This is a genomic window from Pantoea sp. EA-12 (assembly GCF_030053355.1).
Classification (GTDB): domain Bacteria; phylum Pseudomonadota; class Gammaproteobacteria; order Enterobacterales; family Enterobacteriaceae; genus Pantoea; species Pantoea vagans_C.
The window spans coordinates 118,351-132,377 of the sequence record NZ_JASGBY010000011.1 but is presented as its reverse complement, the minus strand read 5'-3'; the positions used below and the strand labels follow the sequence as shown (position 1 = coordinate 132,377).

Sequence of the window (14,027 nt, the reverse complement as noted above, 5' to 3'; positions counted from 1 at the left end):
ATGGCGAGCTGGTATCCGCTGATTAAACATTTTCACCTCCTGACCGTTGCGCTGACTATCAGCCTGTTTCTGCTGCGCTTTTATTGGCTGACTACCGGGTCTGCCATGCTGCAACGCCGCTGGGTGCGCATCGCTCCTCATATTAACGATACCTTTTTGCTGCTCAGCGGCGTGGGGTTGGTGGTGATAACGCACTTTTATCCGTTCTCGCCACAAGGAAGCTGGCTGACGGAGAAGCTGTTAGGGGTTATCATCTACATCGCCTTAGGTTCCGTGGCATTAAGCCGTCGCCCACGCAAGATGGGGACACGTTGGATCGCTTGCCTGATTGCAATCGTTGCGTTGCTGTTTGTGATTAAGCTGGCGATGACCAAAATGCCGATATTGGGGATAGTATGACCTCGCCAGAGCAACTCGATTACAGTGAAACACCGTTGAGTGAAGCGGTGATTGGTGCGACCTGCGCCATACGCAATGATTTTTCCGCGCCCTCTGTCCAGCAACAGTTGGCCGCCTTAGTAGATGAAGCCCGTGAGTTTGTTAGCAGTGAGCAGGACGCAGATTTGCAGTTAGGCAAACTGCTGGACTTGTTTTATCGCGAATGGGGATTTGGCGGCGCCAGCGGTGTCTACAATTTATCCGATGCACTGTGGATAGATAAAGTGCTGAAGAGCCGTCAGGGCACCGCGGTATCACTGGGCGTGATTCTGCTGCATATCGCGGATGAGCTGGAACTGCCGTTGATGCCGGTAATTTTCCCCACTCAGTTGATTCTGCGTGCTGACTGGCTTGATGGCGAAATGTGGCTGATCAACCCGTTTAACGGCGAGACGCTCGATAAACATACGCTGGAAGTGTGGCTCAAGGGCAATATCAGCCCGACAGCCAAACTCTATAACGACGATCTCGACGAAGCGAAAACCATCAACGTGATGCGCAAAATGCTCGATACGCTAAAAGCGGCGTTGATGGAAGAGAAGCAGATGGAGCTGGCGCTGAATGTCAGCAAGGTATTGCTGCAGATTGATCCTGATGATCCGTATGAAATACGCGATCGTGGTCTAATCTATGCCCAGCTTGAGTGCGAACATATCGCATTGACCGATTTGACCTACTTCGTTGAGCAGTGTCCTGAGGACCCGGTCAGCGAAATGATTAAAGTGCAGATTCACGCAATTGAACAGAAACAGGTGACGCTGCATTAAGCGTCCCTCGAAAAAAAGGAAAAGGCATGACCCAGAAAATAGTGAATATTGGCGATATTAAGGTCGCAAACGATCTGCCATTTGTTCTCTTTGGCGGTATGAACGTGCTGGAATCGCGCGACCTCGCCATGCGTATTTGCGAACACTATGTAAAAGTGACCGACAAACTCGGCATTCCTTACGTGTTCAAAGCCTCTTTTGACAAAGCTAACCGCTCTTCCATCAAATCTTATCGCGGTCCGGGCCTGGAAGAGGGCATGAAGATTTTCCAGGAGCTGAAGCAGGCTTTCGGCGTGAAAATCATCACTGACGTTCATGAAGCATCACAGGCGCAGCCTGTTGCCGATGTGGTTGACGTGATTCAGCTGCCTGCCTTCCTCGCTCGTCAAACCGATCTGGTTGAAGCAATGGCGAAAACTGGTGCGGTGATTAACGTGAAGAAACCTCAGTTCGTTAGCCCTGGCCAGATGGGTAACATTGTCGATAAATTCGCCGAAGGCGGTAATGACAAAGTGATCCTGTGCGACCGTGGTAGCAACTTTGGTTATGATAATCTGGTTGTAGATATGCTTGGCTTTAACGTGATGAAGAACGTCACTAACAACAGCCCGGTGATCTTCGACGTCACGCATGCTTTGCAGACTCGCGATCCATTCGGTGCAGCCTCAGGCGGCCGTCGTGCGCAGGTAGGTGAACTGGCCCGTGCGGGTATGGCTGTTGGTATTGCCGGCCTGTTCATTGAAGCGCACCCAGAACCAAACAGCGCGAAATGCGACGGTCCTTCTGCGCTGCCGCTGGACAAGCTGGAGCCGTTCCTGGTGCAGATGAAAGCGATTGATGACCTGGTGAAGAGCTTCCCGGAGCTGGATACCAGCAACTGATTGATTGCTGCTGATTGTAAAAAAGGCGCCGTGATGGCGCCTTTTTTTATGATTGTAGCGGCATGATTTACAGCATGATTGTCAGTAAATAGCCTGCAAACAGCGCCAGGTGCGCGGCTCCGTTTAGCACATTGGTACGTCCGGTTGAGAACGAGATGTGACACAAGATCAATGCCGCACTCATGATCACCATATGTGGTGGCTCCAGACCAAATATCAGTTGCTGGCCCGTCAGGGTGGCAATGATGCTGACTGCGGGAACCGTTAAGGAAATCGTGGCTAACACCGAACCAAAGAACAGGTTCATGGCGCGCTGGACCTGGTTCATCAACACCGCTTTAATCGCCCCCAAACCTTCTGGTGACAGAATCAGCAACGCGACGAGGAAACCGGTGAACTGCGCGGGTGCATTCAGTTCTGTCAGCAGTTGCTCCAGGGTATTGGCGTTCATCTTGGTGACCGCGATAACGGCAATCAGATGCACGATCAACCAAACGGTATGCCACAGTGAACTGTGAGCGGAAGGCTTGCCGTGATGGGGATCGCCATCGTCGCCGTCATCTTCATGCTCATACACAAACAGACTCTGGTGCGTTTTCGTTTGAATCAGCAGGAACACGCCATACATCGCCGCTGAAATAGCCGCGATAATCAGTGCCTGGGCGGTGGTGAAATTACCACCCGGTAGCGCGTTGGGGAATACCAACACTAAAATCGCCAACGGGAAAATGGCAATCATGTACTGTTTCACGCCTGCCAGATTCACATACTGCGTAGCAAATTTACGTCCGCCGAGCAGCAGCGCAAAACCGACCAGGCCGCCGGTCACAATCATAATGATGGAGTAGAGGGTATCGCGCATCAACGCCGGTGCAGCATCACCGGTGGCCATTAATGCGGAGATCAGGCTGACTTCTAAGATCACCACCGACAGGCTTAAAATCAGCGAGCCATAGGGTTCGCCCAGGCGGTGTGCCAGAACGTCGGCGTGACGTACTACGCTGAACGCACTGCATAGGATCGCCACCAGAGACAGCAAGTTAATGCCGATAACCGGCATCAGCGCGGTTTGGCCGCCAAAGAAGCTCAGCACCGCTAGCGCAGCAATGGGGAAAATCAACGAGTATTCGGTATGTCGGGTCTTTTCATGTGTAGCCATTCACCATCCTCTCTGGAAAAAAGAACCAAAACAGGCCATCAGTGCCTGATAAATATAATGACTTTTCTGACGCAGCGCAGTGTAACTTTTCAACAGTTGTGTTGCAGAGTCTTTACGCGTTTTTACTTAATGAGTATTAATGACCTAAGTTGATAAAACTGAGTGTTATCCAGTAATAACGTCTGATATTCATTGGGTTGAAATGAGAGTAAATTCACTTAATTTATAAAATGGCACCAAATTTAACGAGGTTAAATCGCTCTTATTTTGGTTTGATTAAGAAGTTTCGGTTTAATTAACTAAAGTTAGACTTTTCTAACTTGCATGCATGACTCTCTACTAAACCGCCTCCCTAATTCAAGTTCTTCGCCAGGCAGCCGATGCTATTTACGAAGAATTTCCCCTTTGTGATCGGGGTCAATCTTGAAACTTTTATGAAAAATGCATTAATGTCTTTTCTTAAGTCGACGCAACGCGTGTTGCCTGTAAGACATCATCTTTGAGGAGCCGAACCGACAGGATGTCAGCGCAGTAGAGGAGGTCGCATTGTTAACCCGGGAATTTCTTTTAAAAGCGGATTGTAAAACATCCTTTGGCGATATTGACGAAGCACTGCTGTGGAGCTGTGAAAAACGCGCAGCATCGCTCGCGGCCACGCTGGCCTGTCGCCCTGACCAAAGCCCGGTCTGGATCTTTGGTTATGGTTCCCTGATGTGGAATCCAGTTTTTGAAGCGGAAGAAGTGGCTTCCGGGCGGCTGGAAGGCTGGCATCGGGCGTTCTGCTTACGCCTTACCGCTGGACGCGGCACGGTAGAGGCTCCTGGTCGTATGCTGGCGCTGAAAGAGGGCGGTGCAACCAGCGGGCTGGCGTTCCGTCTGCCGGAATCCCGACTGCATGACGAACTCGAGCTGTTATGGAAGCGTGAAATGATCACCGGCTGCTACCTGCCAACCTGGTGTGAACTGGAGCTGGATGATGCGCGTAAGGTGACGGCGTTGGTGTTTATTATGGACCCACGACATCCGCTGTATGAAACCGACTCCTGCCGTAGCACTATCGCGCCATTGATCGCACAAGCGAGTGGGCCGCTGGGAACGAATGCCCAATATCTCTATTCGCTGGAACAGGAGCTGGGCAAACGCGGTATGCAAGAAGACGCCTTAACGCGTCTGGCCGCAGAGGTCAGAGCGCTGCAAAAATCTGCAGCGCGCTAATCAGGGTTTGCCGGGATTAATCAGCCAGGTTCCCGGCTTATCAATCGTGAGTGATTGCGCCAGCACTTCACTACCATGATGGACTTCAATGCGATAGTTGCCGGCTGCCAGATTCAGCGAGGCAAAACCGCTGCTGGCTGGTTTCACATCCTTCACTTCACCATTCAGCACAATATTGTCGCCTTCCTGCAAGCGCAAATAAACCGTTGCCAGAGAGGGACCAGGATGAGCCGCACTGGGGTTTGCCACGGGTGCGGTTGCTGCAGGGGTCGAGGCGACAGGTGGCGCATCGCTGTGACGATTGGCTTTCCACACCACAACCACCACCGCCAGAATTGCGATGGCCGCCGCGGCAACTAAACCTGGCGACAGACGACGCACATTACGCGGTGTCACGGGTTCAATGGCGGCGGCAGCATGATTCACCGCCATCACCTGAGGTTCTGGCACCACAACCGCGATTGGCTCGGCAGCCGGGACTTCGGCGATCACCGGGAAGGTGGTCACCAGCGCCTCAACATCACTGACAGGTAAATCAATCAGGCTGGCAAAGGCATCAATATTTTGTGGACGGTCAGCCGGCTTCATGGCCAGCGCGCAGTCGATAGCATGCAGCAGCGGCAGCGAGTAGCCCTCTGGCTGGCGTTCGACCAGCGGCTGGTAGTTATCCTCGATACAACGCACCACGCTCACCGGTGGCGCATGACCGGTGATCAGATTGTGTAGCACCGCTCCGAGCGCATAGATATCCGTCCACGGCCCTTGTTCGACTTCGCCCTCTTCACTGTATTGTTCAATCGGCGCAAAGCCGGGTTTCAGCATGATTTCGGTTTCGTCAGAGAGGTTGCCGATCTCCTTGCGCGCGGAACCAAAATCGAGCAACACCGGCAACTGATTTTCCTGAATCTGGATATTATCCAGCGAAATATCACGATGCAGATAACCCGCAGTATGAATGGTATTGATGGCACCAAACAGCGGAGGCAGCAGGCGACGGATCCAGCTTTCACTGATGCTTTCCGGGCTGGTTACTTGCCACTCTTTCAGCGTCATGCCGCTATAGTAAAGTGTGCCCATATAGGCGGTGCCGTTCTCTTCCCAGAAGCGCAAGACATGCAGCAGACCAGGATGATTAAAACGTGCCAGCAGGCGCGCTTCCTGAATAAAGCTGTTGCGCCCGGCATTAAACAGTTTCTGGAAGCGTTCGCCACGCAGTTCCAGAGACAGGTCGGCAGCACGCACCGCCAGTGAAACCGGCATGTACTCTTTAATCGCGATGGTGCGCTCGAGCTGGTGGTCCCAGGCACGATATACAATGCCAAAGCCACCGCCGCCAATCACTTCCTTGATTTCAAATTCGTTAAACCGATAGCCCGCAGGCAGGGCGTTCGGTGTGTGGTTTTCGTTTGCCGACATAGTGAACTCTCTGAACACGTCCTGTAGCGCCTGGTCAACATCATTGGCCGAGGCGACGATCGCTAATTAATTAATGTTACGCCAGGCACCAATCGCCGGATCGGCCAGATCCGCATGCAGGGTGTCAATCAGTAACACAGTCACTTTTTGCTGTGGCATAAATTGTGGCGACCAGACGCCACGTAAAGTTTCAACCCGCTTCTTAACCGCATCGCTATCCTGACCTGCTGTCTTATCCATTTTAATCAGCAGGTTGCCAGTGAAGCGCCATACGTGCTGCTGGCTGTCAAAGGGCAGCACCAGCCAGCTATCATCTGCATCAGGGCGCGTCACTATCATGCGCTGCTTGTTCACGGCGACGACTTCCAGCGCTGGGCCGCTTAGCTTAAGGTCGGCAATCGGGTAACCCTGATAGAAGTTAACCGCCACGCTGCGGGTATTACCGTTGTTCATCAGCGTGATATCACTTGGGCCTTCCAGCCAACCTTCGGTCGAGCAGTGCTGTTGCGGATTATCAGGAATAAAGAGTGAATCGCCATTTTCATCCCACCAGGTGCGGAAATGACATCCGGCCGGCAAAGCGAAGTGTTGCAAGGGTGCCGTATCTGCTGGTTTTGACAGGTCAAGCGGGGCGGCGTTACTGGCACTGGCGCTGGCAGTGGCATCGTTAATCACGATGGGCCGCCAGTTTTGCAGTTTGGCTGCGCTACCATTCGCCAGGACGCTTCCGTCTTTGTTGGTCATCTGCCAGGGGAGTTCGTCCAGCGTCCCACACTGATTCGCTAACAGCGTCCCCACGCGTGGCAGGAAGCTGGTCAGGATGCTGGAATCGGTGCTTTTACCTGAAACAATGCGTAACGGCAGTGTCTCTTTACACCAGTCATTCGGCGAATTGCTGGCCACGTTATCGATATAAACTTCCAATGACAGGCTCGGCGAGTAAACCACGCGATAATCATCAGCTTGTGCATTTAGAGCCAGCAACAGGGTCGCTAAACCCGGCAACCACACTTTCATAAGGATCCTTGGAATCAATAACGTGTCGGCAGAAAACGTGCCGCATCGGCCTGGGAATAAAGCAGCGTCGCTTCCTGCGGCTCGCCAATCCAGATTGCCAGAGCGCTGAGATTGTCGCTTTTAACACTGCGGTTAACGGCTTGTTCCATCAAAGTCAGCCACTCTTCGCAGGCATTGACCATGCGCAGGGCTTGTTCCATCTCGTGGGTGGTCAGATTGAGCCAAAACCCGTCGGTACAGACCAAAAACGCATCACCATCGGTGAGCGAAATCACTTCACTGAAGGTGGCGGGACGAGCAGGCTCAACGCCGAGCGCATTATAAAGTAAATTACTGTTAATGCCGGAATTTTCATAGCCCGCTTCACGTAACTGTTGAGCCAGACTGTGGTCACGTGTGACCTGACTCAAGACCCCGTGACGGAAGTGATAAACCCGGCTGTCACCTGCGTGCGCCCACCATGCACGCTGTGTTTGGCGGTCGATAAATAGCGCGGCGAGCGTGGTGCTCATGCGGGCATATTTCGGATTCTTTCCCTGCGCCTCCAGCAATACCTGCTGGCATTGCTCAATGGCGGCACGGGTGCTGTCAGGGGTAAAGGTGTCGCTGTTGTGCAAATACGTCAGCAGCGTGTCCCGAACGATCTGTGCCGCCATATCGCCACCCGGTAAGCCCGCAACGCCATCGCACACCAAAAAACAGGCTTTGTGTTCGTCGAGTTCTGCCCCGGTGCGGTCTTGATTTTCGTCGCGCATTCCCTGCTGGCAGCGGCTGGCAAACATCATCTTCATGCGTCTTCAGTCCGCGTTTGGGAATCTTTGTACTGGTTCACTTCCATATCGTAGGCGTGCAAAAAGGCTTCGCCAAACAGCGTGTGGAAGTCATCTTCAATTTCGCCCGCCGTGCGTTGATAGTGGCGTGAGAAGTAATCCCACAGCGCGGCTTTACGACCGCCATTAAACGGCAGCTTCGGCAACACGCCGTCTTTACGCGCCTCTTCTTCCAGTCGTTGTGGATTAAACGACTGCAGCATCGCGGCAATGATGGCGCGGATACCGGCAATCATGCCCAACTGGTGAGCTTGCAAATCCACTAATGCATCGCGGACGGCCGCTTCCGGTGGCATAAAGCCGGGCATCTGGCTCTGGTAGATCTGCATCAGTACGGTCTTGCCCGATGGCAGAATTTTAAAAGGGTTGTTGGCCTCGTTCAGGATCATCGTCATATCGGCTTTCACTCCACGCTTCAAAATTGAGCGTGAAGAGAGCAGAGCGACGGTGCCTTGGGAAAACAGGCTCAACATGCGACCAGTGACACGCATTTGCTCTTCGGTGAAGGGGGTTTGGTGTCCGTTATTAAGTCCCATACCTTCTAACAGTGCCGCAATCAGCTTATCCTGATCGGCTCCCGGCAATGCAGCAGGGAGGGCGGGTGAATCACTTTGTGGATCGATGGCGAGACGTGGATCTGTGCGACGCTCGTGGCGAACTGCGGCGGTCTCTGGCAGGACATCAGTTTCCTGTTGAATACCGAGTGGGTCATCAGCACTCTCTGCAAAGAACGCCAGTGGATCATCTTGTTGACTGTTCTGGCAGGCTGGGTCGTTCACTTGCAAGCCATACTCACCGATTTGTAAGGCATCGCCGTGATGTAACAGCACTTGCGAACCACGTTGCAGAACCATGCCATTGAGCACCACTGAGGTGACGCTGCCCTGATTGGTCAGACGGCATTCGCCTTCAGGTGACAGATGCACCAGTGCCTGCAAACGCGAAATCGCGCGTGACTCGTCGGGCAGCACCAGATCATTGTCCTGACTGCGGCCGATAGTTCCCCCCGGCGGTTTAAAGGCGACCGTCTTTGCGGGCACATCCGTATTGCACTGCACAATGGTAAATTGCATGAGTCATCCCATTAACAAGGAAAACGCGACAGCCTATTCAAACATCGGTGGATAGAGGCCATTGCGTCCCGGCTGAGCACCAGATGCCGGGTTAAACAGTAAGGAAAAAAGTTGCGCGGTGAGCGGCCCACTGTGTTTGTGTGTGGCATGGGCAAATCCGTCACTGCGATTACTCCACCAGTAGCTAATATGCTGCTGCGGATCAAATCGGTCTGCCACTTCACGCCAGCTCAGTGTGCAGGGCAGGTCATCAAAACCAATCACATCCATAATGTCGCTGCGCTGGTTATCAGGCACCATCAGCGGAGCTAACTGTTGCATCTGCTGTTCCAGCACATCCGGACTGAGACGATCTCTCACGCTGCGCAATAGCAAAGCACCCAGCTCTTGATACCAATCTCCTGACATCGCCAATTGCGCGCTATGCCAGTGGCTGAGCGGAAAACTGCGTAATGCCAGCAGCGGCCAACTGCGGCCTACGCGATCGCAAGAGGGCAATAAACAGCCCATCTGAACCTGCTGACGTAGCGGCGACAGCGGCAACACAAAGTTCCACACCGGCGCACGCAAAAAGAGCGGCGTGTTCGCGTCGGATTGTTGGTGCCAATGCATCAGCCCTTGTTGAAACCAGTGGCTCCAGGGCGTCACGGTATTCTCGCTCAGACGCTGGCGCAGAAAATCACCGGTGGCCGGTAATTTGCCGTACCAACCCGGCGCGGTATGCGTCGCCATTGTTACCTCACCATTACTCACTGTGTCCGGTCAATCGCTGCGACAACGCATCTGGCACAATCGCCAGCGTGTTGCCGTTGTCACCGGCATTTTTCAGATTCTCCGCAAGCTTGCGCATCATCAAAGCGTTGTCTCGCGCATAAGGCGATGACTGAATCTGCTGATCCAACAGTTGGCTGAGGTGCCAGTCCAACTGCTGCAAATCGCGAGCGCTGACATTTTCCGGCAAATTTCGCTGCAGGTTTTGCATCAGCCAGCCACGCAAAAACTCGCCGTCATAATTTCGCGGCTGATAAAGCATTTGATAGGCGCGCAGCGCATTACGGCTGTACTCATTATCGTTCCCCGGATCGTTACGCAGTAGATTGGTAATCTGTTGAGCAACGCGAGGTAACAGCAGAGACTTAAGCGCATTTTGATAAAGCACCCATGCAGCATCACTCACCTGGTTGCCACGATATAAACCCACGCGCATGGTAAGCGGCGGATTGTCGAGGGAAAAACGCTCTGACAATGGCAGTTTGACCAGGTTATTTAAGAAGGGTAGCAGATCAAAAATATTATCGGCTGGCTGATGCAATACCTGCTGACTTTGCACGGTGATCGGGGCAATGCGTGCCGAGACCTGGTCGAGATAACGCTGGTTCTGCAGATAACTGGCGAGCCATAAACCCGACAGCAGCAATAGCGCACCGGTCAACGCACCATAACCGATCCAATGGAACAGTCGGTTACGATATTCCCAGTGCCGATTACTGCCGGCCAGACCGCTTTCGCGAAACACCAGGTCGCTCAGAAGATCGCGAATAAAGAAGCTCTGGCCCTTGTTACCCGGGATAGGATTGTTGCGGGTGACGCTATCCCAGGTGGCAAAACTGTTTTCACCGGTGTGCGGTAACTGCAACTTACGGTTCAGTTCCCCCATGATGCGGTCAAACGGCAGTCCTTCCTGGGTGCCGCTGGTAAAGAACAGGCCGCGTGCTGACCACGCGATTTCATCCTCATGACGAGAGAACACCACATCAAGATACTCATTGAGCAGAGGGCGCAATGAACTGAACTCCTGCGGAAACAGGAAACTGTCCGCGCGTTGGGTGAGATCGCGCTCGTTCGCCATCACATTAGCGAGCTGTTGCTGCAGACGCTGCTCTAAATGTCGGTACTGCTGGCTAAAGCTGTTGTGCCAGTCATCTTTATGCGGTTTACCGGGTTCCCATGGGAAAGTAAAACCCCAGATGGCATCGCGTTGCGGCTTGCTTAAACCCGCATGGAAGCTCATAAAGCCTTTCAGCAGGTCGGTTTTGGTCACCATCACATACACCGGGAAGTGAATTCCGGTTTGCTGATGCAGTTCCTGCATGCGCATACGCAGCGCGCTGGCCTGCGCGTGACGGGCCTCAGCCGAGTCCGTCAGCAGATCGGAGACGCTGATCGTCATGATCACACCGTTGATCGGCTGACGGGTACGATAACGCTTCAACAGATTGATAAAACTCTGCCACTCGGCACCGTCACGGGCGCGTTGGCTCTCTTGCAGGGCATAACGGCCTGCAGTGTCGATCAGGACTGCGCTATCCGTAAACCACCAGTCACAGTGGCGTGTACCACCCACGCCGCGCACCGCGCCTTTACCCAGGCTGTCCGTGAGCGGGAATTCGAGGCCGGCATTCAGCAGTGCGGTGGTCTTGCCCGCGCCGGGTGCGCCCATCATCACATACCACGGTAGTTGATAAAGATAGTGGCTCTGGAAACGTGCCAGCCAACTTTGCTGATGACGACGACCAAACTGGGTGCGTTTTAATCGCAGTGCGGCTTCGCTGAAGCGCTGTGCCAGTAGCGTATCCGTGGCTTGTCGGTCAGAGAGCTCCTCACTGTTCATTTCCTGAAGGCGGTTAAGCATTTTGCTGTTGAACCAGCCACGCCAGATTGCCGGAATAAACTGGAACAGCACCCAGCAGAAGAACAACAGGCCAACCACACACTGACGAGCGAAAATCGGCTCAAGCGGACGGGTGTCTCCCCAGGTCCAAAGCGGGCCCAGCATCCACAGCACGCAACTCAGGGCCGTGACGCCAATCAGGCTCCACAACAGGCGGTGGGTTAAAAAATGTTGCAGCGATGCACGCATCACTGACCTCCCGGATGATTGCCAAGGGTTTCCGGTGCCGCGAACAGGGTGATTTCTACGCGCCGGTTGCGCGCGCGATTTTCATTGCTGTCGTTGGGAAGCAGGGGATTGCTGTCGCCGCGCCCCTCAGCTTTCACGCTGTGTCCCTCAGCGAGCTGCGGATTGAGTAACTGCGTGACGGCGCGTGCGCGGGCAAAAGAGAATTCGTAACTGGAAGCAAAGCGACCATCGACTGGGCTGTTATCGGTGTACACCGAGACCAACACGGTGCCTTTCACCGTTTTCATCGCGCTGGCGACGTGCGCCAGCAGTGCACGGCCAACCTGATTGACCACGGTGCCATCAGATGAAAACAGTTTGTCTGCGGGGATGATCACCTTACTGCCGAATGCGCCATCGCTCACCTCTAACTGGCCTGCAGCAATCACATCATTCAAGCGTTGATGAAGATCGAGCAAGGCTTGTGGTGAGGTAGGACGACGCCCAGGCATAATTTGTGGCAATGGCGTTTGATAGATGGCGCGAAGCAGAGGTTCAGCCGCATTGCCCAATCGCCAGTTGAGACCGCTGTATATCAGGCAGGCAATCAAAGCGGCTAAGGTGGCGCAAGCCCATAGCGGCACCATGGGGCGCGTCAGGCTGCTCACCAAGGGATGCACTTCAACCAGCGGCGCGGCCGGGTTAGCGGTAGTCGGGCGAGTTTCCTGAATTAACTGCGCCAGGCGTTTACGAATGCTGTCACACTGGGCGCGACCACTGTCGCTGCCGCGATAGCGGCCTTCATAGCCCAGAAGCAGGCAATAGTGGATCATTTCCAGCAGCCAGAGGTGCTGCTGCGGACTCTGTGAAACGCGTGAAAGCAGTTGGAAGACTTTTTCACCGCCCCAGCTTTCGTTGTGAAAAGTCACTAGCATGCCATTGCCAGACCATACGCCGCGCGTGCCCCATGGCGTTTGTGCCGCGGCTTCATCCAGCACGCTGCATAGGCAATAGCGTGCGCCAATGATCATCTCAAAGGGCAGTCCCGCTTGTTTGCAGCGTTGTTCAAACTGGCGGATTTCTTCGATCAAAAGCTGGCGTAAACCGGCAGGATCATCATGCGTGGCAGCCTGCCGCAGGCGAACAACGGCATTCAGTATCGGTGCTGCGGCATTAAGCAAAAGGTTATCATTGCCCGCGACAATGCCATCGCGTGCAACAGAATCCTGGGTCATTAAATCTCGATTTTCCTGGCAATGGCGCTATTTCTTGTCCGCAAAGAGCGACCTTTCTGCGGACAATCTGCGCCGTATTGCATTATCAGTCTAGGATCCAGGTCGCGGTATCGTTGGTGCGACATGCCTTGCTGGCGCCTCCAACGGCCACACAGACCTGTTTGTTGCGGCGGGGGCGTGGACGATCGCTACGCACGGTGGCGTCATAACGGCTGCTTTCTACCCCAGCTTTGGGCGGAATATAACCAATCAGCTGTCCATTCGGTTCATCAGCAACGGCTAACCAGCTGTGCTCAACACGGCCAAGCACTTCAAACGACTTAGCATTGTCGAGATAACGCACCACTTTGCCGCCAAAATCAGGCGTGGTCATGACCGAAGCAGCATAGAGTGCGCGAAAACTTTCATTGACCGGCGTGAACTCGGCTGGTGCTGCCACCGCATTCCGGTGAACCAGCTTAACGCCATTGACTTCACTGGTGACCAGTGTGTCATCAGTTACGGGCGGCGTTGGCGCTTTACAACCCGCTAACGTTAACACCGCCAGTAGGGTTAGCACGAGACTCTTATTCACCATGAACCTCAAATTTCATCAGATTAGCTGCAGATTAAAATGCGGCACACGCAATGGAAGCGGGCAGATTACGCAGCAAGAAAGCCATCAAAAAACAGTCAGATTACAGAAAGATAGTGCTGTGCTCAGTCTACCTAAGACTTTTGAGAATTCAAACCATTGCACCGAGAGAAATCCCGTGCTACCGGGCGAAAATGCAGCTGGAACAGGTGATATAAAACACGTGCCGAGGTTGATATATAAGATGAATTTACTTATTTACCAGTGGAAGTGTATAACGCAGGCGAAAACACAATTTTTGCACAATGGAGATAATGAAAATCATTAAATAATATTAATCTATTTTTGACGTTAAAAAAAGATTGCGCCAGTAAACAATTTTCTTACTTTCAGAATTTACGGGCGCCTATCCGTCCAAATTGAAGTCGAGTTCGGCACGGCTTTTGCTTGAGTTAAACATGCAGGGCTGACTCAAAACAGACCGTTCTGGCGAACAGAAATCGGCAGTAGGTATATAAAAGGCTAATGCAGCATTGCACATAAATTGGGCAGCTTTTGTACTGGCGAGGTGCAAAGCATAGGT

13 protein-coding genes are annotated in these 14,027 nt (G+C 53.3%); 4 read left to right on the top strand and 9 right to left on the bottom strand.

Annotated elements, in window-relative coordinates; genetic code table 11:
- The 3 genes from QMZ30_RS17180 to kdsA are packed head-to-tail and all read left to right on the top strand — an operon-like array spanning window position 1 to window position 2,086.
- Window positions 1-399 carry a SirB2 family protein gene (locus QMZ30_RS17180; protein WP_039335189.1) on the top strand — a complete coding sequence of 133 codons (399 nt, stop codon included), beginning with the start codon at window positions 1-3 and terminating at the stop codon, window positions 397-399.
- On the top strand, window positions 396-1,205 hold the full coding sequence (sirB1, locus tag QMZ30_RS17175) for an invasion regulator SirB1 (protein ID WP_039335192.1): 810 nt from the start codon (window positions 396-398) through the stop codon (window positions 1,203-1,205). Before QMZ30_RS17180 ends, sirB1 begins: the two co-directional genes overlap by 4 nt.
- A gap of 26 nt (window positions 1,206-1,231) precedes the next feature.
- Window positions 1,232-2,086, top strand: a complete 855-nt coding sequence (kdsA, locus tag QMZ30_RS17170) for a 3-deoxy-8-phosphooctulonate synthase (RefSeq protein ID WP_283228295.1) — start codon at window positions 1,232-1,234, stop codon at window positions 2,084-2,086.
- A 67-nt stretch (window positions 2,087-2,153) separates the two neighbouring features.
- On the opposite strand, the gene chaA is transcribed toward kdsA, so the two are convergent.
- Window positions 2,154-3,245 (bottom strand): sodium-potassium/proton antiporter ChaA, encoded by a 1,092-nt coding sequence (gene chaA / locus QMZ30_RS17165; protein ID WP_283228294.1) that lies wholly within the window; start codon window positions 3,243-3,245, stop codon window positions 2,154-2,156.
- A 546-nt stretch (window positions 3,246-3,791) separates the two neighbouring features.
- Here chaA and QMZ30_RS17160 point away from each other — a divergent pair.
- On the top strand, window positions 3,792-4,460 hold the full coding sequence (locus tag QMZ30_RS17160; RefSeq protein ID WP_283228293.1) for a gamma-glutamylcyclotransferase: 669 nt from the start codon (window positions 3,792-3,794) through the stop codon (window positions 4,458-4,460).
- Here the strand turns inward: QMZ30_RS17160 and QMZ30_RS17155 are convergent, their stop codons facing one another.
- From QMZ30_RS17155 to QMZ30_RS17120, 8 genes are all read right to left on the bottom strand, one after another.
- Window positions 4,461-5,876 (bottom strand): serine/threonine protein kinase, encoded by a 1,416-nt coding sequence (locus tag QMZ30_RS17155; RefSeq protein ID WP_283228292.1) that lies wholly within the window; start codon window positions 5,874-5,876, stop codon window positions 4,461-4,463. It lies immediately after the preceding gene.
- A 66-nt stretch (window positions 5,877-5,942) separates the two neighbouring features.
- The gene (locus QMZ30_RS17150; protein WP_039335204.1) at window positions 5,943-6,893 is read right to left on the bottom strand and encodes a hypothetical protein; all 951 of its coding nucleotides are present in this window, start codon (window positions 6,891-6,893) and stop codon (window positions 5,943-5,945) included.
- A 14-nt stretch (window positions 6,894-6,907) separates the two neighbouring features.
- Window positions 6,908-7,684: a PP2C family protein-serine/threonine phosphatase gene (locus tag QMZ30_RS17145; RefSeq protein ID WP_283228291.1), complete on the bottom strand. Its 777-nt coding sequence runs from the start codon at window positions 7,682-7,684 to the stop codon at window positions 6,908-6,910.
- On the bottom strand, window positions 7,681-8,796 hold the full coding sequence (tagH, locus tag QMZ30_RS17140; RefSeq protein ID WP_283228290.1) for a type VI secretion system-associated FHA domain protein TagH: 1,116 nt from the start codon (window positions 8,794-8,796) through the stop codon (window positions 7,681-7,683). Before tagH ends, QMZ30_RS17145 begins: the two co-directional genes overlap by 4 nt.
- Window positions 8,797-8,829: 33 nt before the next feature.
- Window positions 8,830-9,528 carry a type VI secretion system-associated protein TagF gene (gene tagF, locus QMZ30_RS17135; protein ID WP_283228289.1) on the bottom strand — a complete coding sequence of 233 codons (699 nt, stop codon included), beginning with the start codon at window positions 9,526-9,528 and terminating at the stop codon, window positions 8,830-8,832.
- 13 nt (window positions 9,529-9,541) lie between these two features.
- Window positions 9,542-11,656 carry a type VI secretion system membrane subunit TssM gene (gene tssM / locus QMZ30_RS17130; RefSeq protein ID WP_283228288.1) on the bottom strand — a complete coding sequence of 705 codons (2,115 nt, stop codon included), beginning with the start codon at window positions 11,654-11,656 and terminating at the stop codon, window positions 9,542-9,544.
- Window positions 11,656-12,870: a type IVB secretion system protein IcmH/DotU gene (icmH, locus tag QMZ30_RS17125; RefSeq protein WP_283228287.1), complete on the bottom strand. Its 1,215-nt coding sequence runs from the start codon at window positions 12,868-12,870 to the stop codon at window positions 11,656-11,658. The genes tssM and icmH overlap by 1 nt, the downstream gene beginning before the upstream one ends.
- Window positions 12,871-12,955: 85 nt before the next feature.
- A complete protein-coding gene (locus QMZ30_RS17120; RefSeq protein WP_197063365.1) occupies window positions 12,956-13,447 on the bottom strand; it encodes an SH3 domain-containing protein in 492 nt (163 codons plus the stop codon).
- Window positions 13,448-14,027: the final 580 nt, after the last annotated feature.